At 72.7% G+C, this 23,563-nt stretch carries 16 protein-coding genes; 9 read left to right on the top strand and 7 right to left on the bottom strand.

Annotated elements, in window-relative coordinates; all coding sequences use genetic code 11:
* Nucleotides 1–19 precede the first annotated feature (19 nt).
* Nucleotides 20–331, top strand: coding sequence for a DUF1508 domain-containing protein (locus PHN62_RS05370; RefSeq protein WP_300147381.1), 312 nt, complete (start codon nt 20–22; stop codon nt 329–331).
* Nucleotides 332–369: 38 nt separating this feature from the next.
* On the opposite strand, the gene PHN62_RS05365 is transcribed toward PHN62_RS05370, so the two are convergent.
* The 5 genes from PHN62_RS05365 to PHN62_RS05345 all read right to left on the bottom strand — a co-directional run bounded on the left by PHN62_RS05365 (nt 370) and on the right by PHN62_RS05345 (nt 5,887).
* Nucleotides 370–981: a membrane integrity-associated transporter subunit PqiC gene (locus PHN62_RS05365; RefSeq protein ID WP_300147379.1), complete on the bottom strand. Its 612-nt coding sequence runs from the start codon at nt 979–981 to the stop codon at nt 370–372.
* Nucleotides 978–3,407 carry an MlaD family protein gene (locus PHN62_RS05360; RefSeq protein WP_300147377.1) on the bottom strand — a complete coding sequence of 810 codons (2,430 nt, stop codon included), beginning with the start codon at nt 3,405–3,407 and terminating at the stop codon, nt 978–980. The genes PHN62_RS05365 and PHN62_RS05360 overlap by 4 nt, the downstream gene beginning before the upstream one ends.
* Nucleotides 3,404–4,015, bottom strand: coding sequence for a paraquat-inducible protein A (locus PHN62_RS05355; protein WP_300147374.1), 612 nt, complete (start codon nt 4,013–4,015; stop codon nt 3,404–3,406). Before PHN62_RS05355 ends, PHN62_RS05360 begins: the two co-directional genes overlap by 4 nt.
* Nucleotides 4,012–4,782, bottom strand: coding sequence for a paraquat-inducible protein A (locus PHN62_RS05350; protein WP_300147371.1), 771 nt, complete (start codon nt 4,780–4,782; stop codon nt 4,012–4,014). The genes PHN62_RS05355 and PHN62_RS05350 overlap by 4 nt, the downstream gene beginning before the upstream one ends.
* A 64-nt stretch (nt 4,783–4,846) precedes the next feature.
* On the bottom strand, nt 4,847–5,887 hold the full coding sequence (locus PHN62_RS05345) for a hypothetical protein (protein WP_300147368.1): 1,041 nt from the start codon (nt 5,885–5,887) through the stop codon (nt 4,847–4,849).
* A 295-nt stretch (nt 5,888–6,182) separates the two neighbouring features.
* Between PHN62_RS05345 and PHN62_RS05340 the strand changes: the two genes are divergently transcribed.
* The 7 genes from PHN62_RS05340 (at nt 6,183) to fmt (ending at nt 19,144) form a co-directional block, all read left to right on the top strand.
* Complete coding sequence (locus PHN62_RS05340; RefSeq protein ID WP_300147365.1) at nt 6,183–6,713, top strand: hypothetical protein; 531 nt, start codon at nt 6,183–6,185, stop codon at nt 6,711–6,713.
* A 77-nt stretch (nt 6,714–6,790) separates the two neighbouring features.
* Nucleotides 6,791–7,684, top strand: coding sequence for an FAD-dependent thymidylate synthase (thyX, locus tag PHN62_RS05335; protein WP_300147362.1), 894 nt, complete (start codon nt 6,791–6,793; stop codon nt 7,682–7,684).
* A gap of 307 nt (nt 7,685–7,991) precedes the next feature.
* Complete coding sequence (locus tag PHN62_RS05330) at nt 7,992–13,130, top strand: acyltransferase domain-containing protein (protein ID WP_300147357.1); 5,139 nt, start codon at nt 7,992–7,994, stop codon at nt 13,128–13,130.
* 13 nt (nt 13,131–13,143) lie between these two features.
* Nucleotides 13,144–15,153 (top strand): hypothetical protein, encoded by a 2,010-nt coding sequence (locus PHN62_RS05325; RefSeq protein ID WP_300147354.1) that lies wholly within the window; start codon nt 13,144–13,146, stop codon nt 15,151–15,153.
* Nucleotides 15,150–16,310: a hypothetical protein gene (locus tag PHN62_RS05320; RefSeq protein WP_300147351.1), complete on the top strand. Its 1,161-nt coding sequence runs from the start codon at nt 15,150–15,152 to the stop codon at nt 16,308–16,310. The genes PHN62_RS05325 and PHN62_RS05320 overlap by 4 nt, the downstream gene beginning before the upstream one ends.
* A 166-nt stretch (nt 16,311–16,476) precedes the next feature.
* Nucleotides 16,477–18,144, top strand: coding sequence for an acyl-CoA dehydrogenase family protein (locus PHN62_RS05315; RefSeq protein WP_300147348.1), 1,668 nt, complete (start codon nt 16,477–16,479; stop codon nt 18,142–18,144).
* A gap of 64 nt (nt 18,145–18,208) precedes the next feature.
* On the top strand, nt 18,209–19,144 hold the full coding sequence (gene fmt / locus PHN62_RS05310) for a methionyl-tRNA formyltransferase (RefSeq protein ID WP_300147346.1): 936 nt from the start codon (nt 18,209–18,211) through the stop codon (nt 19,142–19,144).
* Between the two features lie 71 nt (nt 19,145–19,215).
* Here the strand turns inward: fmt and PHN62_RS05305 are convergent, their stop codons facing one another.
* Both PHN62_RS05305 and PHN62_RS05300 read right to left on the bottom strand, forming a co-directional pair.
* Nucleotides 19,216–21,348, bottom strand: a complete 2,133-nt coding sequence (locus PHN62_RS05305) for a PEP-CTERM sorting domain-containing protein (protein WP_300147343.1) — start codon at nt 21,346–21,348, stop codon at nt 19,216–19,218.
* Nucleotides 21,349–21,506: 158 nt separating this feature from the next.
* Nucleotides 21,507–22,406 (bottom strand): LysR family transcriptional regulator, encoded by a 900-nt coding sequence (locus PHN62_RS05300; RefSeq protein WP_300147340.1) that lies wholly within the window; start codon nt 22,404–22,406, stop codon nt 21,507–21,509.
* Nucleotides 22,407–22,583: 177 nt separating this feature from the next.
* Between PHN62_RS05300 and PHN62_RS05295 the strand changes: the two genes are divergently transcribed.
* Entirely contained in the window at nt 22,584–23,486 is a 903-nt protein-coding gene (locus tag PHN62_RS05295; RefSeq protein ID WP_300147337.1) for a hypothetical protein, read from the top strand.
* Nucleotides 23,487–23,563 lie beyond the last annotated feature (77 nt).

Raw genomic sequence — 23,563 nt, 5'->3', positions numbered from 1 at the left:
CTCTTCAGGAGGCGCCCCCATGTCCGAGAAGGACAAGATCGAGATCTACGAAGACAAACGCGGCGAATGGCGCTGGCGGCGCAAGGCCTCCAACGGCAAGATCGTCGGAGCGGCCAGCGAGGGCTACAAGGCCCGAGCCGATTGCGAGGCCAACGCCAACCGCGGCCACAAGGACTCCGACAAATGGGAGTTCTATCAGGACAAGCGCGGCGAATGGCGCTGGCGGCGCAAGGCCTCCAACGGCCAGATCGTCGGGTCTTCGAGCGAAGGCTACAAGGCTCAGGGCGATTGCGAGGCCAACGCCGCGCGTCAGGGCTACAAGGCCGCCTGAGGCGCGATCTCCGGAAGCCGCTTGCGGCCTCCGGATCTTCAGAAGCCCGCGGGCTCCAGAGGCCCGCTGCGCGCCAGAGCCTGCGCGAGAAGCTCCGCCAGATCGCCGAGGCTCGCCGCATGGGCGCGCATCAGGCCCTCGTAGCCGGGCCCCACGGCGAGATCGAGGCGGAAGGGCTCCGACAGGATCTCGCGGCCGCGCCGCCCCTCCAGCACCCGCCAGACGCCCGCCGCCTCCAGCATGCCGCCCGGAGCGCCGATCAGGCGCGTGAACTCCACCTCCACCCGACGATCCGGCTCGAAGCCGCTGGCCCAGGGCTCCAGAGCCACCGCCGCGCCGCTCGCCGCGCGCAGCGCCTCGGCGAGGTTCTGGCTCACCGCGCGGGTGGGGTCTTCGGCCCAGCGCTGGTATTCCTCGCGCAGGGCCACCCCGTCGGGCTGGAGGATCGACAGCCGCTCGTCCACCGCGTAGCGCGGAAGCCGGACCTCGCGGAGCCCCACCTCCATCCCGGCCAGGGGCGCGCCCAGAGCCTGAGGCGCCGGAGCGGGCGGAAGAAGATGAAAGAAGGGCCCCTGAGGAGCCGAGCCGCCGCCGCATCCCGCCAGCAGGAGGCAGGCCGTCGCGGAGCCGAGGAGAAGACGTCTGTTCATTTGCCGAAAATGATCGAATTGGGCTGACGCTGCAAGGTGTCCATGAGTTCGTAGAGCTTGCCCGCCGAGGCCCGCAATTCGCGCAGGGTCAGGATCAGCTCGTAGTTCCCCGGCGCGCCGGGACCGAAATCGCCGAGCATGTTCTCGGCGCGCGCCGCCGCCGCCGTGATCTGCGCCAGAGTCGCCGGAAGAGCCGCCGCCGCCGCGTCGATGGAGCGCCCCGCTCCCTGCACGCTGGCCAGGGCCGCATTCAGATTCCGACTGGTCCCCGCCGCGCGCAATTCATTGATGAGCGTCCGGGCCTCGGCGAGGGCCGCGGAGGCCTCATGGGCCGTCTGACGGAAGGCGGGCTCGGAAAGGAGCGCGCGGGCGGAATCCAGCGTCGCGGCGGCGCGGGCGGGAATCTGCTGCGTCCCGAGATCGGCCAGCAGGCGGCGAGCCTCGTCGAGGGCGCTGCGGGCGGTGAAGATCATGTCCTCGATGGCCAGGGCCTCGATCTTCGCCACCGTCGCGTCAAGCCGCCTCGGGAGCGAGAGCAAGGCCGGATCCGAGGTCAGCCCCGCGAGGTTGGCCGCCGCGCGCCCCACGTCGGCGCCGATGGAGTCGAGGCGCCCCGAAAGCCCCGCGAAGCCGGGACTCGCCGAGAAGGCCGCCAGATTCGCCGCGATCCGCTCGACGTCGCCGCCGATGGAGTCGAGGCGCCCCGGCAGCGCCGCGAAGGCCTTCGAGGCGGTCAGGGCCGCGAGATCCGCCGAAACGCGCTCGGCGTTGGCCCCGATGGAGTCGAGACGGCCCGGAAGCGCCGCGAAGCCCGGATCCTCCGTCAGGGCCGCCACGCGCTCCGAGATCCTTTCCGCGTTGGCGCCGATCACGTCGAGACGCCCCGGCAGAGCCGCGAGCTGCGGATCGGCCAGAAGCCGCGCCGCGCCGTCCGCCGCCGCCTGGGCCGAGGCCAGAGTCTGCGCCAGCTGGCCCGGAACGCCCTGCACGCCCTCGCTGGCGATCAGGTCGCGGAGGTCCTGGATGGCGCCGCGCGCAGTCTCGACGGTCTCGGCCAGAGGCAGGCCGTTGATGGTGTCGAGGATCTGTCCGGCGGCGTCGCTCAGGGCCTGAAGGCTGGAGGGCGCCGTGGGGATCATCGGATAGGGATCGGAATCCGGATCCAGCGAGGCCAGAGGCGCGTCGGGGATCTCGGCCAGCTCCACGAAGAGCGCGCCCGTCAGCAGGCTGCCGCTCGCCAGACGCGCCCGGAGGCCGTTCTCCACCGCCCCCCCGAGGATGTGGAAGGTCGTCTCCGGGTCGGGGTCTTCGAGGCCGAGGCGGTTGGGCTGGATCACCATGGTCGTCAGGATGTCGATGCGCTGGGTGACCGGATTCAGACGCGCGCTGATCGCCGTCACCTCGCCCACCCGCACGCCGCGATACTCCACCGGCGCCCGCACCGTCAGGCCGCGCACGGATTCGTCGAAGATCGCCGCAAGGCGGATCTCGGAGCCGGTCGCGTCCTCGAACATGCTCTCGCGGGCCTCCTGCTCGGAGGCGTAGAGGATGAAGCTGTCGCCCTCCTGCGCGGGCTGGGAGGCCGATGGCAAAGGCAGCGTGTCGAAGGACACCCCGCCCTCCAGCAGCGCCGCGAGGGATTCCATGCGCGCCTTCACGCCGTCGGCGCCGAGCTGGAACTCGAAGCCCGAGGCGTTCCAGAAGCGCGTCGCGCGGGAGAGCCGCTCGTGATGGGGCGCATTGACGAAGGCCTGCATCTCGACGGCGGCGCCGTCGGCGGTGAGGGCCTGGGTCTCGATGCGGCCCACCGGAATCCGCCGGAACAGGATCGGCGCCCCCACGCCCACCCCACCCTCGCCCGCCCGCAGCAGGATGCGCATGCCCGGCGTGCCGGTCGGAGTCAGGGGCGGATCGGCCAGCCCCACGAAGTCGCGCCTGTCGGCGTCGTCGCGGGCGCCCCAGTCCATTTCGAGATAGGCGCCCGACAGCACCGTCTCCAGACCCGAGACCCCCGCCGCGCTGATCCTCGGGCGCACGATCCAGAATTGCGTCGTGTCGTTCAGATAGGGCTCGATCTCGGGATTCATCCGCACATGCAGCGCCACCGACCGCAGGTCGTCGGTGAAGCCCACGCGCTCGACGAGCCCCACCTCGACGTCGCGATGCTTCACGCGGGTCTGGCCCGCCTCGACGCCCGAAGCCGTCTCGAAGGAGACCGTCACCATCACGCCCCGGCTCTGGTAGTCGCGCCAGGCCAGGAAGCCCGCCATGGCCACCGCCCCCAGAGGCGCGAGCCAGATCAGCGAGATCCGGCGGTCGAGGCGCGTCTCGCGGATGCGCGGGCGCGTCGTCTCGACCTGAGGCGCCGGCTCGGGGGAAGGCGGAGGCGGGGAGGAAGACTCCGGGGAGGGCGTCCGGTCCGTCATGCGTGGTCCTTCTCGGCGTCCCAGAGCAGGCGCGGGTCGAGGGCCTGCGCGGAGAGCATGGTGAAGGCGACGCTGAGCCCGAAGGCTCCCGCCGCCGGTCCCGGCGTGATCGAAGCCAGAGGCCCCACCTGCACGAGCGCCGCGAGAATGGCCACCACGAAGACGTCCAGCATGGACCATCTGCCGATATATTCGACGATCTCGTGGAGTCTGTGGCGTTTATGCGGCTCGAAGCCTATCCCGAAGGCCAGCCCCCAGAGCAGCGCCCCGAGGACGCAGAACTTCGCCACCGGCACCGCCACGCTCGCCAGGAAGACCACGACCGCCAGATCCCAGGATCCGTGATGCGCCAGAACCCAGACGCCTCCGAGGATGGTGTTGTCCTCGCCGCGCCCGAGGGTCGTCGTGCGCATGATCGGCCAGAGATTCGCCGGGACGTAGGCCAGAAGCCCCAGAGCCAGCCAGGCCGCCGCGCGCTGAAGAGCCTGGGGACGACGGCTCCACAGCCGACCGCCGCAGCGCGAACAGGATTTTCCGTCGGCGGCCATGGGCTCCAGAGCGCCGCAGCTCGGGCAGGCGATCAGACCGGCTTCGCGGGCCGTGGTCATGCGCGGCGCTCCCTGGAGCGGCTCCGGGCGAGCCGCGCCGCGGCCGCCACCCGACGACGACGCAAGCGGATCTCGCGCCAGATCGAAGGGCTGTGGAAGATCATGTTCTCGAAGGCCAGCGTCGGCAGCAGCGCCGCGAAGGCCCAGAAGCCCGGCCCCAGAGACACCCGCGCCATGCTCCCCAGCTTGATCGCCGAAACCGCCACGCCCAGCATGAAGATCTCGGCCATGGACCAGGGCCGCAGGAAGCTCCAGAGCCGCAGCGCCTCCGCCGAGCGGGCGGGCGGCGCGCGGCCGAAGACCACGGGCGCCGCCACATAGGCCACCGTCAGGCTGCGCAGGAAGGGGATCAGCGCGATGTTCGCCATGACCGTCAGCGCGATGAAGGCCGTCGGGCCCTCGGCGAGGGCGAAGGGCGCGTCGAGGATGCGGATCTCGCGCCCCACCCCCGAACGGCTCATGGTGATGAAGGGAAACCAGAGCGCCGCCCCCATCAGCACCATGTTCGCCAGAGCCACCGCGAAGAGCCGCTCGAAGACCTGAGGTCGCCGCGCCGCCACCAGAGAACCGCAGCGCGCGCAGATCGCCTTCTCGCCCACCGCCAGATCCGGAACCCGGTGCAGCAGGTCGCAGGAGGGACAGGCCGCCAGATCTCCGCCCCAGGACCAGGCCTCGCCCAGAGCCCCCGCGCCCCCGGCCGCAGAGGCGCGCGGCGAGGTCGGGGCCATGGACGGCGAGGAAGCCGCAGGAGGAGCCTCGGCGGTCATGAATCGTCCTTCCGCAGGGCGGGCGCCCCCTCGAGGAGGCCGCCGCCCCGCAGAAATAGGCGGATCAGGGCGAAACCACCATGGCCTGTTCGAAGAATCCGACGATCTCGTCGAAGTCCACGGCGCGCTGACCGTCGCCCAGAGGGTCGTTGTAGAGCAGCTTGGCCTGGATCCGTCCGTTGGGCATGCGGAACCACTCCAGGCCGCGCACGATGATCATGTGACGGATCCCCACCGCCTCCTCGCGCGGCTGGGGCCGCAGACGGATCAGCATGGCCTTGTTCTGCGCGACCGCCTCCTGGATCTCCCGGGGCGTGCGCGGAACCGGCGCGGTCTGGGCCTGTCCGCCGAAGCGGCGCACGAGCTGGATGATCTCGGGGATCTCGCCGGTGACGTTGCAGACGCTCTTCGGATCGGCGCAGCAGGCCGCCGCGTCCAGGCCGTGGACCGTCGCCACGATCTCGCATTGCGCCGGAGCCCGGCCCCGGTTCGCCCAGCCCACGGCCTGTTGCGCGGCCGCAGCCCAGCACCAGAGCGATTCCTCCTGGGTCGAGGGCGCGATGTTCAGCTCGATGGTCGGCGGAACCGGCGTGCGGCCGTCGGAGCTGTTGGCGTACATGCGCGGATCCCCCGCCCGATAGCCCGTCGACTGGTCGGATTCGCGGCGGCTGACATGGGTCGAGGTCGTGTAGGCGCCCCGGCCCGCAACGCCGGTCTGGCCGGGGATCGGCGAGAAGTTCGGCGCGGGGGCGGGGGCGGGCGCGGCGTAGGTCGGGCGCGGAGCCGGAGTCGGGACGGGCTGAGGCGGCGTCCAGGCGGGGGCCTGCCAGGCCGGCGGCGCGACCGTGACCGGCGTGGGCGCGGGCGGCCAGCCCTGCTGGGCCTGAGGGGCGGGCGGCAGGAGATAGCGTCTTCCGTCCGGCGTCACGAGCAGGCGCTGACCGTCGGGCAGGGGGTGGATCGTCCCGCCGAGGGGCGCGCCCTGCTGGGCGTAGCCCTGGGCCTGCGCGACGCCGCCGCGCTCCACGACGCCCGGGCCGCCGGGCGCGAAGCTCGCGGCCAGAGCCGAGAAAGCGGCCGCAGCCGCCCATTTTCCGATCCGCATCGATCCATCCTCATCCTGCCCGCCCGCGCCGGAGCGCAGGAAGGCGCCCCGGCCTTCCGGGCCGCAGGCGGGTTTCCAGCAAATTTCATGCGCGGCGCGCCTCCGCCCCGAGGCCGCCGTCCGGACGCTCGCGCCGGATGCTTCATCCGCGACGGGGCGTCAAGCGGCTTCGGCGGATTCCCTCTGCGAAAGGATGGGGAGCGGCCATCCCTCAAGAGATTGTCAAGACATGTGAGAGATAAGGATGAAACTTTCTCCATCTCGCCCCCCATCCCGGCCGAGGAGCCCGCTTCCCATGACCGACGCCGCCTCGCTCAGCGCCGCTGGCCCCTCGGCGAATCTCTACAGCCTCACGCCCCTGAGTCGGGCGGATCTTCCGGCGGGGCATCCCACCGAGATGATCGCGAAGGCCTATGAAGAGCTTCGCCGGGGGCACCTGCTGCCTCACGAGAATGAAATCCTCGAAAACCCCCGGCTTCAGGCGGCTCTGATGTACGCCGAGCACGTCGAGCCGGTGGACATGCAGGGCTTCGTCGACTTCTCCATCGTCGGGCAGGGCGAGAAGGTCGTGCGCCGGGGCGGCAACTCGATGCGCGACGCCTGGATGAGCGAGACCATCGACGCCGAATTCGTCGAGGCCCGCTATCACGAGATGATCGCCGCTTCGGTGCTGCGTCAGCCGATGTTCTCCCGCGGGGCGACTCCCACGCGCGAACGCGCCTTCCGCATGCAGATCCGGGGGCTTTTCCCGCTCTTCGCCGAGAATCAGGCGCGTCTGCGGCTGATCGCCGTCGCCGCCGAGCCCTATGTCGCGATCCGGGACTGAGGGGCGCACGAGGCGTCTTTCCCCTCCGCGCCTGATGGCCTAAGAGAGGCTCCCAGATCCTTGCGGAGCCTTTCGCCATGGCCGATTCCCCCACCCAGTCCCCCGTCCAGCCTCTCGCCCGTCCCGTCTCCGAGGCGCTCGAAGCCCGTCTGGGCGAGGCCGTCCCGGTTCTGGACCACGGCTTCGTGCGGGTGGTCGACTACATGGGCGACGACGCGGCCATCGTGCAGGCGGCGCGGGTCAGCTACGGCGCCGGGACCAAGACCCTCCGCGACGACGCGGGGCTCATCCGCTATCTCATGCGGCACCGCCACAGCACGCCCTTCGAGATGTGCGAGATCAAGCTGCATGTGAAATTGCCGATCTTCGTGGCGCGGCAGTGGATCCGGCACCGCACCGCCAACGTCAACGAGATCTCGGCGCGCTACTCCATCCTCGACCGGGAGTATTACCTCCCCGCTCCGGAGCATCTGGCGGCGCAGTCGCGCAAGAACCGCCAGGGGCGCGGCGATCTGCTCGAAGGCGAGGAGGCCGCCGAGGCCCTGCGCATCCTGCGCGAGGACGCCGAACGCAGCTTCTCCAGCTACGAGCATCTCCTCGCCGAGAACGACGACAGCCGCCAGGGCCTCGCGCGCGAGCTGGCCCGCATGAATCTGCCGCTCAACGCCTATACGCAATGGTACTGGAAGACGGATCTCTACAATCTCCTGCACTTCCTCAGCCTGCGCGCCGACCCCCACGCCCAATACGAGATCCGGGCCTACGCCGAAGCGATTCTCGGGCTGGTGAAGCTCTGGACGCCCGTCGCGGCCCAGGCCTTCGAGGATTACCGCCTCGACGCGCGCAGCTTCTCGGGACCGGCCATGGCGGTCCTGCGGCGGATGCTGGCCGGCGAAGCCGTGACTCAGGCCGGGTCCGGCATGTCGCCCGGCGAATGGCGCGAGTTCGAAGCCATGCTGAAGGCGCCCTGACCTCTTCTCCCTGACGCCGGAGCCTTCCGCCCGCCGCCCGCCATGCGGGCGGACGGAGCCTTGCGCCTCGACGCCGCGCGCCGCTCCGGAGGCCGGGCCAAAAGGCCTGGAAAGCCGTCTTTTCGGGATCGGTAAGCCTATCTACACCAATTTGAGGAACATGTGAACGACATGGGCTGGGGATCGGGCTGAACCTCCCGTCCGGCGGAGGATCGGCGCGTTCCGGAACGCGCCCCCACGCCGAAGACGGCGGATGGTCGAGCGCGGACGGCCCGACAACCACGGATGCCGCCCAAGGAACGCCCTCATGATCCAGAGCTCGAGCGCGAAAGCTCCGCCCCGTCCCTTTCTGGCGGCGGCTCCCGAGACTCGGGCGCTGATCGCCCGGCTCGCCGATCTGGCGGCGCAGCCCGAGGCCTTCCCCTTCGAGACCCAGGCGCCGCCCGATTGGGCGAGGATCGGATTCGCCGCCCGCAGCGAAGCCGAAAGGCGCGCCCTGATCGAGGCCTCCGTCCGGTTCCTGGAGATGAGGCCTGATCTGGAGGCCTTTCATCAGCACGGGGTCTGCTTCCGGCGACGGGCGGTCGATCCGGGCGGGATCGCCGCGCTCTTCTCGGGCGAGCAGGAGGCGCATCCGGGCATGGGCGCCGCCCTGACGGCCGGATTCCCGCGCGCCTCGGGCGTGGCCCGCAGCTTCGACCGCATGTTCGCCGCCCTCGGGGATCCCCCCCTGACGGAGGTCGTCCAGGGAGACGATCCCCGCACCGCCGCGCGGCTGCGCTCGCCGATCTACGCGCAGCTTGGAGCGGCGGCTCTGGCGGCGGGACAATACGCCGTGCTGCGCGCCGGAGGATTCGCCCCCGACATGCTCGCCGGATACGGTTCCGGCGAGACGACCGCGCTCTGGGCGGCCGGCGCCATGGAGGACGAAACGCTCGGCGCCCTGCTCTACGCCCGCGCCAGCGCCATGAGCGCGCCCGATCCGCGTCGGCCTTCGGCGAATCTGCGGGTGCATGCGCCCATCGAGGATTCGCTCGATCTGATCGGAGAATCGGGATTGCGGGTCTTCGTCGCGCGCCACGAGGCGCCGCGCAGCCATGTGGTCGGCGGCGAGATCGAGGAGCTGGAAGCCTTCTCCGCCCGTCTTCTGGGCCGGGGGATCGCGCATGAATCCATGCCCGGCGCCCTCGCCTACCACAGCGCCCGCGCCGAGGTCGCCGCCGCCACCTTCGCCGGAGCCCTGCGCCGGGCGCGGCTCGGAGAACCCGGCCTGCCCGTCTACGGCGCCGAAACCGCCCTGCCCTACGGCCCCGGCGAGATCGTCGAGCGGCTGTCGCGGCAATTGCTCCGGCCGCTGCGCTTCCAGGAGACCGTCGAGCGCATGCACGCCGACGGCGCCCGGATCTTCGTGGAGTTCGGCCCCGGCGACGCCTTGACGCGTCATGTCCGGGCGATCCTCGAAGGGCGTCCGCACATGGCGGTGGCGCTGGATTCCGCAGAACCCGAGCTTTCCGCAAGGCGCATCATGGAGGCGGCGGCGGCTCTGGCGGCTTCGGGCGCGGCCTTCAAGGGCGAGCGTCCGCCCCAGCCCCGACCCGCGCCTGCGCCCGCCCCGCCCCGCCCCGAGCCCAAGCCCGAGCCCGAGGCCCGGCCGGAGGCGCCGCGCGCCGAAGCTCCAGCTCCCGAAACGACGACCCCCGAAACGGCGCCCCCCGAAACGGCGCCCCCCGAAGCGCCGATGCTTGAGGAGTCCTTCGTCGAAGCGCCTCCGCCGCGCGTGGCCCTGCTTCAGGCGGTCATGATCGAAGAGGCCCTCGCCGAAGCGCCGCAGGAGGCCCGGCTCGAACCGGCGGAGATCGAGGAGGAGCCCCCCCTCGCCGAGCCGCCCCAAGCTCCCGAGACGGCGGAAGCCGAAGCCCCGGAAGCCGAGGAGCAGGCCGAGGAGGAGTCCGCCCTTCCGGAGCCCGCGCCGAAGCTTGAGGAGGAGGCTCCGGCGGAGGAGCCGGAGGCCCTGTCCGCCGTCCTCCCGGCGGCGCCCGAAGCGGAGGAGCCGGAAGAGGCCGCAGCCGCTCCGGCGCCTGAAGATCCGGCGCTCTCTGCCGCCCTGGAGGAGGCCCCGGCCCAGATCGAGGCCGAAGCCGAGGCCGGGGAGGAGGCCGAAGCCTCCGCGCCCGAGCCCGTCGAGGCCCCCGTCGAGCCGGAGGAAGAGGAGGCTCCCTCCGCCGCGCCGGAGGAGGCCCCCGAAGAGGCGCAGGCTCCCGCCGCGCCGCCTGCGCCGCCCGCGCCTCTGACGGGAGCGGCTCTGGCGCTGCGTCTGGCCGAACAGGTCACGACCGCCCACGCCCGCTTTCTGGAGAACCAGACCGCCGCCCTGCGCGCCCTGCTGGAGGCTTCGGCCGATCCCGAGGCGCTCTTCGCCGTCGAGGAGGCCCGCCGCGAGGCCGCCGACTCGCATCGGCTCTATCTGGAGGGAATCGCGGCTCTGGGCGGCGTGCGGACCGGGCTCGCCTCCGTCCAGACGACCAGCGCCCCCGCCCTGGCGGCGCTCGCGGCGCTGGAGGCCGATTGGCCGCCCGCCCTCGAACCCGCCGAGGAGGAGCCCTATTCGGATCCTCCCGAGCGTTTCGCGGCGAAGAGCCAGCCCGCGCCCTCCCCCGAACCCGAGCCTGAAATCCAGCCCGAGCCCGCGCCGCTCTCCGAGGCGCCTTCCGCGCTCCGGTTCGAGGATGCGGCGCCCGAACTGCTCCAGATCGAGGCCGAGCGCGAAGCCGAAGCCGAGGCTCAGGCCTTCGAGATCCGGCCCGAGCCAGAACTCGCGCCCGAAGCCGCGCCCGAATTCGCGGAGGAGGAGGCTCCGGCCCTCGCGGTCGAGGCGCTCCAGACCGCAGAGCCCGAGCCCGCCGCCCCCCTCCTCGCGCCGGTCGAGCCCGAAGCCGCGGCGTCCGAGCCCGCCCCCGAAGCCGCCCCCGAACCGCCGACCGGAAACCTCCCGGCGACGACGTCGACGAATCTGCCCGAGAGGCTCCCCGAGAATCCTTCCGACAATCTCCCGGCGCTGCGCGCGCCTCAGGAGCTGGCGGTGATCCCCGGTCCCGAAGCGCCCGAAACGGCGGAGGCCCTCCAGATCGAGGAGGCCGGCTTCGAACCCGCCCTCACGCGTCTGGCCTTCCACCTCGCGCCCATCGCGGCGCCGCCGCTGCGTCAGGCCCATCCGGGAGACGCCCGCTGGCTGATCGTCGGCGACGCCGATCTCGCCGCCGACCTCGCCCAGGGGCTCCGGCGCGAAGCCGGAGAAGCCTCCTGCGCGGCGGTGGCCGCCGCCGCCGACGTCGGGGCTCTGGAGCTCTTCCGCGACAGCGGACCCTGGACCGGCGTCGTCTATCTCCATCCGCCGGGCGAGGACGAGCGCACGTCTCTGGCGCGTCTGGAGATCGCCCGCGTTCTGGCCGAAGCCGCCCAGGAGGCCTTCCATGAGGCCGCCGCCCGCGGAGAACGCCGCGTCTTCGCGACCGTGGCCCGCCTCGACGGCGCGCTCGGCTACGGACCCCGCGCCGTGGAGGGCCTCGGCTCCTCGGCCTTCGGGCTGGCGAAGGCTCTGGCCGCCGCCGAGCCGAATTTCTTCTGCCGCGCCGTGGATCTCGCGGCGGATCTGCCCCGCGCCGAGGCCGCCGCGCTGCTCGTCGCCGAGCTCTGCGACGCCGACCGCGGCCGCGTGGAGGTCGCCGTCTCCGCAGCGGGCCGCTTCGAGAGCCTGCCCTTCCTCGAACCCGATCCCCCCGCCCGCGACCTCGAAGAGGACGAGATCTTCGTCCTGATCGGCGACGCCCGGGGCGTGGCCACGCTCTGGCTGGAGGAGGCCGCCGCCCGCGCGCCCCGTCGCTGCCTGCTGCTCGGGACGCATCGGCTGCTCTTCGACGAACCCGCATGGGCCATCGGAATCAAGAGCGAGGAATCCTTGCGCTGGGCCGCCTTCCAGGCTCTGGAGGCCGAAGGCGCCGACGAGGATCGCGCCGCCGTGGGCGCGGTGGCGCTCAGCGAGGCCGTGGTCGCCGACCGCGAGACGCGGGCCTGCCTCTCCGAACTGCGCCGGCTCGGCTCCGAGGCGGCCTACGCCACCGTCGATTTCGACGCCCCCGACGCCGCCGACCAGATCGCCGCCCATCTGGAGGAGGCCGGAGACGGCCCCGTCAGCGTCTTCTACGCCCCGACCTCCGGGCCGGACGCCGATTTCTCCGCCGCCTATCGCCGCCGCATGCGCCGCGTCGAGACCCTGATGGACGCCTTCTCGGGCGCCGATCTGCGGCGGATCTGGTTCCTGCCCACGGCTCTGGACTCCAGCGAAAGCCTCTCCGACGCCATGGCCGACGAGGCCGTCCGGCGCTTCGCCATGGGCGCGCGCGCCATGGGGATCGACGTGAGGGCGCTGCTCTGGGCGCTCGCCGACGAGGTGGAGCCCGGCGTGGTCGCGGCCCTCGCCGAGGAGCTGCGCCGTCCGGCCTCCGGGCTCGGGCTGACGCTGATCGGCGGCGCCGGAACCGCCCTCTCCCTGCGCCGCATCGACCCGGGCGCCCTCACCGCGGGAGGCGCCGCGCTCAAGGCCGACTGGAGCGCCCTCTTCGGCTCGGCGGCCATGACGCCCGGCGCCGCCGCGGAGGACGCCGCCCTTTCGGCCTCCTTCGCTCTGGCGGCGGCCTTCGCGGCGGTCGAGCGCTTCGCGCCCGGCTGGCGGGCTCAGGGCTGCGCGGGCTTGTCGCTGGCCAACGGGGCGGCTCTGGGCGGCGCCGCCGGAACGGGCTGGACCACCCTGGGTCTGCGCTCGGCGGAATGGACCCTGGACGGCGATCTGAAGGCCGATCTCGAACTCTTCGACGATTCGGGCTCGGCGCGGCTGAAGATCGAGGGAGCGCGCTTCTCGGCGCGCGCGCCTGCGGCGGAATCCCGTCCGCCCGTCGCGCCGCCGGAGGGCTCCGCTCTGGGCTTCTACGCGGAGGGCGTGCTGACCCATGGCCCGGAGCTGCGGCTTCTGGAGGCCTTCCACATGGAGGAAGGCGCCGAGGAAGGGCTCTTCGCGCTGCGCGACGAAGCCGGAATCCCCGGCGCCGAGCGGGCCGCCCTGCTGGATCCGCTCCTCGCCGAGGGCATGGTCCAGAGCGCCCTTGCGGCCACGCGGCGGCGCGCCGGACAGACCGGAGCCCTCATGCGGCTGGAGAACCTCTTCGTCCGCGAGGGATCCCACGCCGAAGGGCCCCTGCTCGTCGAAGCCCGGCTGAGGCGCGATTCGACGCGGGCGGCGGTCTGGCGCCTGACGGTCCGCACCCCGGCGGGCGCGGCGCTCATGGCCTGCGACGCCGCGGTGATCCTCGGCCCGCCTCCGGCCATCCGGCTCGCGCCCCAGGACGCGAGAGCCGAGGCGAAAGCCGAAGCCGCCGCCCAGCAGAGCGCCTGAAGGAGCCGCGCGCATGACCTCCCTTCCCTCCGCCGTCGGCCCTGAAGCTCCGGTCGCCATCCTCGGCGTCTTCGACTTCACGCCCGAGGCCGCCGCCTTCGACCATGGATCGCCCGCCCTGCGCGAGATCCTGCGTCAGGCGGGTCTGCGCCGCGAAGCCCTCGCCCGGACGGGGCTGATCCTCAAGATCGCCCCCGACAAGGATCCCGAGGCCGCCGCCGCCCAGATCCGCCGCGCCCTGGGGCTCGGCGGCCCGACGATCTGCCTGCCCGACGCGACGGACGCCGAAATCTGCGGCCTCGCGGCGGCCTGCCTGCGCGCGGGTCAGGCGCTGGCCATGCTGGCGGGCGGCCCCGCCGCCGGAGAGGACGCCGCCGGAATCGCGCTGTTCAAGCGGCTCGACCGCGTCCTGCGCGACGGAGACCGCGTCCTCGGCCTGCTGGAGCCCGACCAGGCCCGTCCGCCGCGCCGTCCGCCGCGCCGCCTCGACGATCTCGGCGTCCTGCGGCTCTGGCCGGTTCAGGCGCCCGACCGCGCCGGAATGGTCGAGGCTCTGGAGAATCTCGAACGCGAGCTCGACAGCGGCGCCGATCTGGAGCGCGCCCATCGCGCCCGGCTCGCCGTCTGGCGGCCGACCGCGCGTCTGCCCACGGCGGCCCTGCTGGGGCGCAGGCGCGCCGAGGTCGTCGCCGAGGCCCGCGCCCTGCGCCGCGCCCTCGCGGAGGCTCCGGCCTTCTGGAGCGGCGAAGGCGGAAGCGCCTATGTCGCGCGGCCTCTGGGTCCCGCCGCGCCCGTCGCCTTCGTCCATGCGGGAGGGCTGGAGGAGGAGGTCCTCCACGGCGCCCGCCTCTCCGAGCCCCTGCCCCCCGCCCGCCGCGCGCGGGAGGAGATGCTCGACGGCCTGAAGATCTCGGGACGTCTGGCGCGGCTGCTGGCCGAGGGCCTCGGGATCGCGCCGCGCTTCGCCTTCGGCCATGGTCTGGGCGAGATCGGAATGCTCGCGGCGGCGGGAGTCTGGGGGCCTCAGGCCGATCCGGGCGCGGCGCTGCGCGGCTCGGATCTGGTGGCGCGGGGGCTCTCGGGACCGAAGCTTCTCGCCCGACGCTATTTCGGCCTCGGCGAGGAGACGCCCGATTCCGGGATCTGGGCCGCCGTGCGCCTGGACGTCGAGGCCGGGGCCGCGCTGGAGGCCGCCGCCAGACGCGACGACGTGTTCATGCTCTCGCTGGATTCGCCGCGTTCGGCGGTGGCGGCGGGAGCGCCGGAGGCTCTGGAGCGTTTCGCGGCGGATCTCGGCGCGGAGGCGCGTCCCGAACCGGAGGCGGCCCGGCGCATCCTGCATTGCGACCTCGCCCGCATGGGGTTCTCGGAGGCGGCGGCGCTGTTCCGCCAGGCCTCGCGGGCGCCCGCCGACGGCGTGATCCGGCTTTCGGCGCGCGACTTCCGCCCGATCCGCGACTGGAGTCCGGCGGGGCTCTCCTGGGCGCTGGCGGAGATCCTCTGCGCTCCGGCCGACTTCCGCCGTCTGACGAAGGCCGCCCATGAGGCGGGCGCGCGGATCTTCGTGGAATGCGGGCCGGGGATCGGGGCGGCGGGCTGGATCTGCGAAACCCTGGAGGGCCTGCCTCACGCCGCCGTGACGCTCCAGACGCCCGGCGTCGCGCCGGAACGCGCCTTCTGGAGCGCCCTGGCGCGGCTCATGGCCGAGGGGGTCCGGCTCGATCCGGCGGCCCTCGCCGAGGGCCCCCAGGCGACGCCCCGCGCCTACGGGCCGGGCCTGCCCGCTCTGGCCGGAAGGCCCGAGCCCCGCCGCGCCTTCCCCGAGCCGCGCCGCGCCGCCGCCCGCCGGACGGCGCGTCGGCTGTGGGCTCCGGCTCTGGCCGAGGCGCAGGAGGCGGACCGGATCTTCGAGAGGACGCGTCAGGCCCTGAGCCTCGGGCTCGGGGCCCCGGAGGAAGGGCCGCGCTTCGGCCCCCAGGCGGAAGGCTGGATGCGCAAATGGGCGGCGGAGGATCTGACGTGAGCGGTGAAATCGCATTCCTGCGGCCCGGAGGCCAGGCCCTGCGCGGATCGGAGGCCATCGCCGACCGTCTGCGCGATCTCGATTCGGCGGGGGCTCTGGTGGCCGACGCGCAAGGCCGTCTGGGTCTGGCGCCCAACCCCCTCGCCCCGCCGGAGGGTCAGCGCGTGCTCTGCTATTATCCGCCTCTTCCGCCCGAGCGCCTGGGCTCTCCGGCCTTCCGGCGCGAGTTCGGTTCGCGCTTCGCGGTCATGGCGCCCGCCGCCGACCTGGGCCTGGCCCAGGCCTTCGGCGATTTCGGCGCCCTGGCCTCGCTGATTCCTCCGGCCCGCCCGCAAGAGGCGGAAATGGCCGTCGCCCGCGCCCAGAGGGCCTTCGGCGGACGCCTCTTCGCGCTGCGGGTCCGGCGCGATTCCGCCCGCCCCGAAGCCGCCGAGGCCATGGCCGAACTCTGGGCCCGGCGCGGCGGCCGCGTGCTGGAGGTCGAAGGCTTCGCCGCGCCCAGCCTCGCGCTGGCCCTCTGGCGGAGCGAAACCCTCTCGCGCGACGCCGAAGGCGCGGCGGTCTCGCCGCGTCGGCTGATCGCGCGGGTCTCCGATCCGGCCTCCGCGGAAGCCTTCCTGCGGCCTGCGCCCGCCCATCTGCTCGACCAGCTTCTGGCGCGCGGCCTGATCGACGCCGAAAGGCGCGACCTCGCCCTCGGCTCGCCCATGGCCGACGCGGTGGTCGCCGCCGGAGGCGCCGGAGCCTGGCCCACCCTGCCGCTGCTCGCGCGGACGCTCCGTCTGCGCGAGACGCTCTGCGGGCCTCAGGTCTGGCCTCTGGTCGGAGCGGCGGGCGGGGCTGGCTCGCCTCAGGCTCTGGCGGCGCTCTTCGCGATGGGCGCCGACCACCTCGCGCTCGATGAGGCCGCCCTCGTGCTGGAGAAGACCCAGAGGCTCGGCGGCGGAGCCTTCCTCCACGGGCTGGACGAAACCGCCGAGGAGTTCCGCGCCTGGAGCGATCATCTGGACCTCGACCTCGGGGGCCCGCCTCAGGAGATTCTGGGACGCCTGCTCCGCGCCGCCGCCTTCGAGGCCCGGCTCTCCTGGCTGGCGCTGAGCGGCGCGCCCATGCCGCCGCTGCATCCGCCGCGCCCCTCCTGGCGGCCTCCCGCCTGATGATCGGGGCCTGATGGGGCCTGATCCGGGCGGGCTCGCGCGCGAGCGTTCAGGTCTGGGGGTTCCGGTACGGGCGGGCTGAATCCGCCCGCGCCGAAACCCGCCCGAAACCTGCGGCCGGTAGACTCACGCCGTCCGCGCGGTTTTTTCCTCAGGAGAAGCTTGCATGTCCGCCCCGCCGCCCGCCTCCGCCTTCCTCGCCTCGCTGCTGGGCGATCCGGCGGATCCCGTGAATCCCTTCGGCTGGCCGCAGGCCCTGCGGCGCGAATCCGCGGGCGAGCCCCCCGAAGAGGCGCGCGAGCGGCTGGCGTCCTCGGGATTCGACGAGGAGCTGATTCCCGCCCACTGGCCCACCGGCGGACGCCTGACCGATCTGGCCCGGCCCTTCGCTCTGGCGCGAGGGCTCGCCGGACGCGACGCCGCCCTGACGCCGCCTCTGGCGGTCAAGCTGGGGACTCTGGCGCTCGGCGAGCTGGCCGGAACGCCGCGTCAGAAGGCGATCCTCTCGGGGGTGGCGCGCGGCGGAGGGCTGGCTCTGGCCTTCGCCGAGCCCGGACGCCCGCTCGCGGAGATCCGCGCCGCCGCCTCGGAGGAGGCGAGCTTCTGGCGGCTCTCGGGCCGCAAGGGGCTCGCGCCGGGCGCCGCCGGAGCCCTGGGCGTGGCGGCTCTGGCCCGCGAGCCGGGTCCGGAGACGGCGGGAGTCTCGATCTTCCTCGCCCCCCGCGAAGGCCAGAGCGCCCGCGTGAAGATCGGGCCGAGGCGTCGGCTGCTCGGGCTTTCGGGGATGGATTTCGCCGAGATCCGCTTCGACGCCGCCGAAGCTCCCGAGCGCATCGGCGCGGCGGGCGAAGGGCTGGATCTGGCCCGGCGGGTTCTGGCTCTGGCCAAGAGCTTCAACCTCGCGACGCTCTTCGGCCCCATGGAGACGGCGCTCGGTCTGGCGGCGCGTCTGGAGAACGCCCAGAACGCCGCAGGCCGCGCCCCCGAACGCGCCCTGCTTTCGGAGGCTCTGGCGGCCTTCTGGGCTCTGGAGGCCTTCGCCGAAGCCGGATTGCGCGCCTTCGGCGCCTGGCCGGTTCAGGCCGGGCTCTGGGCCGACGCGCTCCAGGCCCGCGCCTTCGAGGCCGTCGGGCCGATCTTCTCGGCGGCGGCGGCGTCTCTGGGGGCGCGGGGGGCTCTGGCGGACGATCCGGCGGGGGCGCTCTTCGGCAAGCTCCGCCGCGACGCCGAGGCCGCGCGCTTCCTCGATCCCGAAGGCCCGCAGGCTCTGGCGGGGCTGGCGGCCCATCTGACTCCTCTGGGGGCGGCTTCGGGGGCCATGGATCCGCAAGCCTGCTGGACGAAGCTGCGCGAGAGCTTCGGAGGCGCGGGCCCCGCCGAGGGCCGCTGGTCTTCGCTGGCGCTGCGGCCCGTCGCGGGCGACGCCCTGAGCGAATCCGCCTCTGCGCTGATCGCCGCCGCTCAGGAGGACCCGCGCCTCGGCGCCGAGCCTCGCGCGACGCTGATCGGCGCCCTGCGCAAGAGCATGGGAGACTTCGCCGCGCTGAATCAGGCCCACGCCGCCCTGAGCAAGGCCCATGGCTCGGCCTACGCCCTCAGCCCCGAGTTCCACGACGCGGGCGCGGCCTTCGCGCGGCATCTGGCCCTGACGGGAGCGGCGGCCTGGTGGCTGGCGCGCGGACAGGATCCGCGTCCCTTCTTCCAGAGCGGCGAGGCTCTGGCTCTGGCGGCCGCGCAGCTGTCGGGGGCTCCGGCGCCCCAGAGGCGCAAGCTGCGCGAAGGGGTCTGGGCCATCTGGCGCGCCGAGGCAGAAGCCGCGCGGGCGGTTGCGTAAAGGCTTCCCGGCCGCCGCCTGCTGGTCTAGAGCTTGGCCTCCCGATCCCGCTTCTGGAGGCCTCATGCGCCTGATCTTCATGGGCAGCCCCGGCTTCGCCCTGCCCGCCCTCGACGCTCTGGCCGCCGCCGGGCATGAGATCCTCGCCGTTTATTGCCGCGCTCCCAAGCCCGCCGGACGCGGAGGCGCCCTGCGCCCCACCCCCGTCGAGGTCCGGGCGCGCGAACTCGGCCTGACGGTCGAGACTCCCCGCACCCTCCGCGATCCCGAGGCTCAGGCGCGTTTCGCGGGCCATGGCGCGCAAGTCGCGGTGGTGGCGGCCTACGGGCTGATCCTGCCGATCCCCGTTCTGGAGGCGCCGGAGTTCGGCTGCCTCAACATCCATCCTTCGCTTCTGCCGCGCTGGCGCGGCGCCGCGCCGCTCCAACGCGCCGTGATGGCGGGGGATCCGGTCACGGGGGTCTGCGTCATGCGCATGAGCGAGGGGCTGGACGAAGGCCCGGTGCTGAAACGCGTCGAGACGCCGCTGTCCCCTCTGGAGACCTCCGGCGATCTGCACGACCGTCTGGCGCGGCTCGGCGCGGAGCTGATGCTCGAAGCCCTCGCCGATCTGGAGGCGGGCCGCGCGGCGGAGGCCGTCCCTCAGCCGGAGGAAGGCGTGGTCTACGCCGCCAAGATCCTCAAGGAGGAAGCCCGCATCTCCTGGGACCGCGCCCCGGAGGCGGTTCTCGCCCATCTCCACGGACTTTCCCCCGCGCCCGGCGCCTGGACCGAACTCGCAGGCGAGCGGGTGAAGATCTTGCGCGCCCGCCTGGAGGATTCGCCCGAGCCCGAGGCAGCGCCGGGGATGCTCCTCGACGACCGGCTCCTGATCTCCTGCGCGGCGGGGAGTCAGAAGGCTCTGCGCGCGCTGATCCTGCAACGCCCCGGCAAGAGCCCCATGGCGGCGGAGGATCTCCTCCGCGGTTTTCCGCTTTCCGCCGGGACGGCCCTGGGCTGAAGCCCTGAATCGGGGAAGGCGCGCCCGGTCTCCCGGACGCGCCCTTGTCTTTCCCCTGTGGAATTCGGAATTCAGCGGCCGAAGCGGCGACGCAGGAAGGCCGCGATCCCCGCCATGGCCAGCAGACCGAGAGGTCCGGGCTCGGGCACCTGTCCGCCCGAAGAGCCGCCCGAAGACGACGAGGGAGGCTTGCAGCAGCCGCCCGAAGAAGAACCCCCGCCCGAAGAGGACGACGAGGAGCTGGAGGACGAAGAGCTGCTGCTCGACGAGGAGCCGCCGCCCGAAGTGGAGCCGTGTCCGCCCGAGGACGACCCATGTCCGCCGCTCGACGAGCCGTGGCCGCCCGAAGAGGAAGCCACCTGCCAGCCGCCCGAAGACGAGGAGGAGGAAGACGAGCTGCTGCTCGACGAGGAGGACGAGGAGCCGCTCGCATGTCCGCCGCCCGAGGAGGACGAGGAGGAGCTGGAGGACGAAGAGCTGCTGCTCGACGAGGAGCCGCCGCCCGAGGACGAGCTGTGACCGCCCGAGGACGACCCATGTCCGCCGCTCGAAGAACCATGCCCGCCCGAAGACGAGCCGTGACCACCGCTCGAAGAGCCGTGTCCGCCCGAGGAGGAGCCGTGTCCGCCCGAGGAGGAGCCGTGACCACCGCTCGAAGAGCCATGACCACCCGAGGAGGAGCCGTGTCCGCCCGAAGACGAGCCATGGCCACCGCTGCTTCCGCCGCCCGACGAGGACGAAGAGGAGCTGGAGGACGAAGAGCTGCTGATCGACGAGGAGGAGGAGCCGCCGCCCGAAGACGAGCCGTGACCGCCGCTCGAAGAGCCATGACCACCCGAGGAGGAGCCGTGTCCGCCGCTGCTTCCGCCGCCCGACGAGGACGAGGAGGAGCTGGAGGACGAAGAGCTGCTGCTCGACGAGGAGGAGCCGCCGCCCGAAGACGAGCCATGTCCGCCCGAAGAACCGCCGCTGGACGACGACGAAGAGGAGCCCCAGCCGCCCGAAGAACTGCTCGAAGAGGCGCCGCCGCTGTGCGAATTGCTGATCGAGACGTATTTGTCTCCGATGCGGCGATTGTCATAGCTGCGGTTGTCGTAGCTGCGGCGGTCGATGTTGGTCGTGGACTTGTCGATCTGGGTGGTCGAGCGGTCGATGTTCGTGGTCGACTTGTCGATATGGGTGGTCGAACCCTCGACGATCACGGTGCGGCCTCCGCCGCCTCCACCCCCGCCGACGATCACCGAAGGCGCCGAGATCGCGAAGCTTCCGCCGCCGCCGCCCGCCGAGGCCGCGCCGCCGCCGACGGCGATGCCGCCGCCGCCCCAGCCCGCCGCTCCGGAGCTCATGCCGTAGCCGCCCGCCGCGCCGTAGCTCAGCCCCAGCGCCGCCGACTCCATCGCCGAAGCCGCATAGGCCACCGGCGAGGTCGTCACCTCATGCACGATCACCACCGGCCCGCCGACGCCCTCGGCGCAGCCGCCGAAGCCCGCTCCCGCAACCGAGGCCGCGCCCGAAGCCGCCACGAGCTCGCCGTTCACGAAGGTCTGCGAGACGCCCGACGCGCCGCTCGTCTGCGGCCCGAAGGCGCCGCCCGGCGCCAGGGAGGCGGCCGTCAGACCGCCCGGAACTCCGCCCGCGCAGGGCGAGGCCGCCACAGGCGCCGGAGCATAGGCCGCCGCAGCCGGAGCGTCGTAGATCGCCGGGGCGGAGGCCGCCACAGGGACGATCTCGCCATAGCTCTCCGCAGCCGCATAGATCGGGGCGGGCGCAAGGGTCTCCGTCGTGGTGGAGGAGGTCTCCAGCCAGGCGGGCGCGGTCACAGGGGCGCTCGGCGCGGCGTAGGCCAGCATCGGCGCGGCCTGGGCGTAGAGCGTCTGCGGCGGCAGACGACGCGGCGGCTCCGGCAGAGGCGCCGGAGGCGGCAGGGCCACCGCCAGATCCGCGCGGCGCAGCGCCGCCAGATCCTCGACGTAAGCGTCGTCGTCCAGAGTGAATTCGTTCTCCGCCGAAGCGGGGCGGAAGACCACGGCGCTGGTGCGGGCGTCGAGCGCCGCGTTCATCTGCACGCCGTGACGCAGCCGGAAGAGCGCGCCGTCGTCTTCAGGCCGGATCGGTCCGGCGAAGACCGGAAAGGCCGTCGCCAGAGCCGCCGCCGCGACGGCGGCCCCGAGGGCGGCGCGGGTGGGGGTTTTGAGATGGGTCATGGATGGCCTCTCCGAACGTGATGTCGAGCCTTTGCGCCGAAGGGCTGCAAAAGCCGAGCCAGGCCCGGAAGCCGGCGAATCCGGATCGATTCAGGACGCATCCTCGCGCGATTTTCGGGACTCCGCGCGAAATTCGCTGATCCTTTCAGGAATCCGTCTCAGAATGGATCAGGCGGATAGGTCTTGCGATGCGCGGCCAGCTCCTCAAGCAGGAAATCCCGGAAGAGCGCCACCCGATGCGAGCCCCGCAGCTCCTGAGGCCAGGCCAGATAGATCTCGTATTTCGGGCCCGGGGCCTCCTCGCCGACCGGAATCAGCTCGGGCGCGAGCGCCGCCAGATAATCGGGCAGCGCGGCCACGCCCACGCCCTCGCGCGCCGCCTGGAGCAGCCCGAGGTGATTGTTCACCGTCAGCACCGGCCGGATCCTCCGCCGCCCCCGGAAGATCCAGTCGAGGTTCTCCAGAGGCTGGGCGGCGTTGCGGCTGTAGGTCAGGACGTCGTGGTCGGCGAGGTCGTCCAGCGTGCGCGGCGCCGGACGCCCGTTCAGATAGCCTTCGGTCGCGTAGAGCCGCAGCCGCACGCTGAGCAAGGGCTTCTGGATCAGGTCGCTTTGCGGCGAGGGCCTCATGCGCACGCCCACGTCGGCTTCGCGCATGGCGAGATCGACCACCTCGTCCGAGAGGCGCAGATCCAGCGTCAGGGCGGGGGCGGCCTCGCGCAGCCTGCCGAGGCGCGGCGCCAGCCAGAGCGAGCCGAAGCCCACCGTGGTCGAGACCGCCAGCTCTCCGCCGGATTCCTCGCGCGCGGCCCGGATGCGCGCCCGCGCCCGCGCCAGATCCGCCGAGATGTTCTGCGTGGATTCGTAGAGCGCCTCGCCTTCCTGAGTCAGCAGAAGGCCCCGCGCATGGCGATGAAACAGCGTCGCGCCGAGCGAATCCTCGAGATCGCGGATCTGACGGCTCACCGCCGATTGGCTCAGATGCAGCTTTTCGCCCGCCTGCGTCAGGCTGCCCGCCGCAGCCACGGCGTGAAAGACGCGCAGCTTGTCCCAGTCCATCCCTGCCCCTTCCCGCTCCGGCTTCTCCGGAGTCGCCTCTTCCACTGTCCCGAAACGAGGCTCCCGGCCCCCTTCGCTTGCCTGAAACGCCGCGCCACCATATTCATGACACGAACCGGAGATAAGAGCCCGCTACCGCCTTTTCGCAAGGCGGGAGCCGCGAAGGAGCAAGAGCTTATGGTCGAACTATGGCGCAGGCTTGTCTGGATCGGGGTGATCGCGGCCGCCGCGCAGCCCCTCGCCCCGCCCATGGCCGGAGCGCAGCAACAGACCTCCCCCACCGCCCTCCAGAGCGCCCCTGACCCGATTCCCGGCGATTATGTCGGGCTGGACGGGGCGCAGTCCATGGTTCTTGCGGCGCATCCGCGTGAGGGCGGAGGCTATGCGCTCGTCTTCCGCGCGACGCCGGGCGGCGTGGTCTACAACATCGAGGCCGAGCGCGTGGCCGCGGGCGCGGTCGAGGGCGCCGTGGACTGGCGCGGCGGCGCGGGCGTGATGCGCGTGACGGCGCGGGGGCCGGGCGTCATCATGACCTGGGCGCCGCTGAACGCTCAGGGAGAGCCCGACCGCGCCGCGACCCAGAGCTTCGCCTTCGTGCGGCGCGGCGTGGAGCTTCCGGGCGCGCCGCGTCAGGCGCCGCCGAGGCGCGGCGACAAGATCTCGCCTGCGGCCTTTCTCGGGGGCTATGAATTCTGGGAGCCCTCCGCCGTCGAGGCCGGATATGAAGGCCTGAGCGACGTGGACCGCGATCTGCTCCGGCTCTATCCGCTGGTCCAGACGGACGTGCTCTGGAAGATGTGCGGCGCCCCTGAGGGCGGCGAAGGGCTCCCCGAGGCCCTGCGCGGCCAGAGCGTCACCTGCGCCCGGATCTCGGAGGCCATGGAGGCCGGACAGGCCAGCGGCCGTTTCGCCGCCTTCAAGGCCCAGACCGCCGCCCAGCGCGCCGATGCGCTCAAGGCCGTCGAATGCGGACATGGCATGCATCGCGACGCGGAATGCTCGGCCGCCGCGCGCCGGACCCAGGAGATCGTCCTCTCGCTCCAGAGCGTGGCCGGCGCCTTGCAGGCCCTGGATCCCTGATCCTCGCCGGAGGGGGCGCCGAAACTCCGGAGCGCCCCCTCCCTTCGCGCATTTTCCCCATGCGCGGCGGATGAAAA

Source organism: Neomegalonema sp., assembly GCF_028688855.1.
Classification (GTDB): Bacteria; Pseudomonadota; Alphaproteobacteria; order Rhodobacterales; family Rhodobacteraceae; genus Neomegalonema.
This window is presented reverse-complemented; position numbering and strand designations above follow the sequence as displayed.

Bases quoted from the DNA above. Each gene is read 5' to 3' on its own strand.
- PHN62_RS05370 (WP_300147381.1), top strand. From the start codon at position 20: ATGTCCGAGAAGGACAAGATCGAGATCTACGAAGACAAACGCGGCGAA.
- PHN62_RS05365 (WP_300147379.1), bottom strand. From the start codon at position 981: ATGAACAGACGTCTTCTCCTCGGCTCCGCGACGGCCTGCCTCCTGCTG.
- PHN62_RS05360 (WP_300147377.1), bottom strand. From the start codon at position 3,407: ATGACGGACCGGACGCCCTCCCCGGAGTCTTCCTCCCCGCCTCCGCCT.
- PHN62_RS05355 (WP_300147374.1), bottom strand. From the start codon at position 4,015: ATGACCACGGCCCGCGAAGCCGGTCTGATCGCCTGCCCGAGCTGCGGC.
- PHN62_RS05350 (WP_300147371.1), bottom strand. From the start codon at position 4,782: ATGACCGCCGAGGCTCCTCCTGCGGCTTCCTCGCCGTCCATGGCCCCG.
- PHN62_RS05345 (WP_300147368.1), bottom strand. From the start codon at position 5,887: ATGCGGATCGGAAAATGGGCGGCTGCGGCCGCTTTCTCGGCTCTGGCC.
- PHN62_RS05340 (WP_300147365.1), top strand. From the start codon at position 6,183: ATGACCGACGCCGCCTCGCTCAGCGCCGCTGGCCCCTCGGCGAATCTC.
- thyX (WP_300147362.1), top strand. From the start codon at position 6,791: ATGGCCGATTCCCCCACCCAGTCCCCCGTCCAGCCTCTCGCCCGTCCC.
- PHN62_RS05330 (WP_300147357.1), top strand. From the start codon at position 7,992: ATGATCCAGAGCTCGAGCGCGAAAGCTCCGCCCCGTCCCTTTCTGGCG.
- PHN62_RS05325 (WP_300147354.1), top strand. From the start codon at position 13,144: ATGACCTCCCTTCCCTCCGCCGTCGGCCCTGAAGCTCCGGTCGCCATC.
- PHN62_RS05315 (WP_300147348.1), top strand. From the start codon at position 16,477: ATGTCCGCCCCGCCGCCCGCCTCCGCCTTCCTCGCCTCGCTGCTGGGC.
- fmt (WP_300147346.1), top strand. From the start codon at position 18,209: ATGCGCCTGATCTTCATGGGCAGCCCCGGCTTCGCCCTGCCCGCCCTC.
- PHN62_RS05305 (WP_300147343.1), bottom strand. From the start codon at position 21,348: ATGACCCATCTCAAAACCCCCACCCGCGCCGCCCTCGGGGCCGCCGTC.
- PHN62_RS05300 (WP_300147340.1), bottom strand. From the start codon at position 22,406: ATGGACTGGGACAAGCTGCGCGTCTTTCACGCCGTGGCTGCGGCGGGC.
- PHN62_RS05295 (WP_300147337.1), top strand. From the start codon at position 22,584: ATGGTCGAACTATGGCGCAGGCTTGTCTGGATCGGGGTGATCGCGGCC.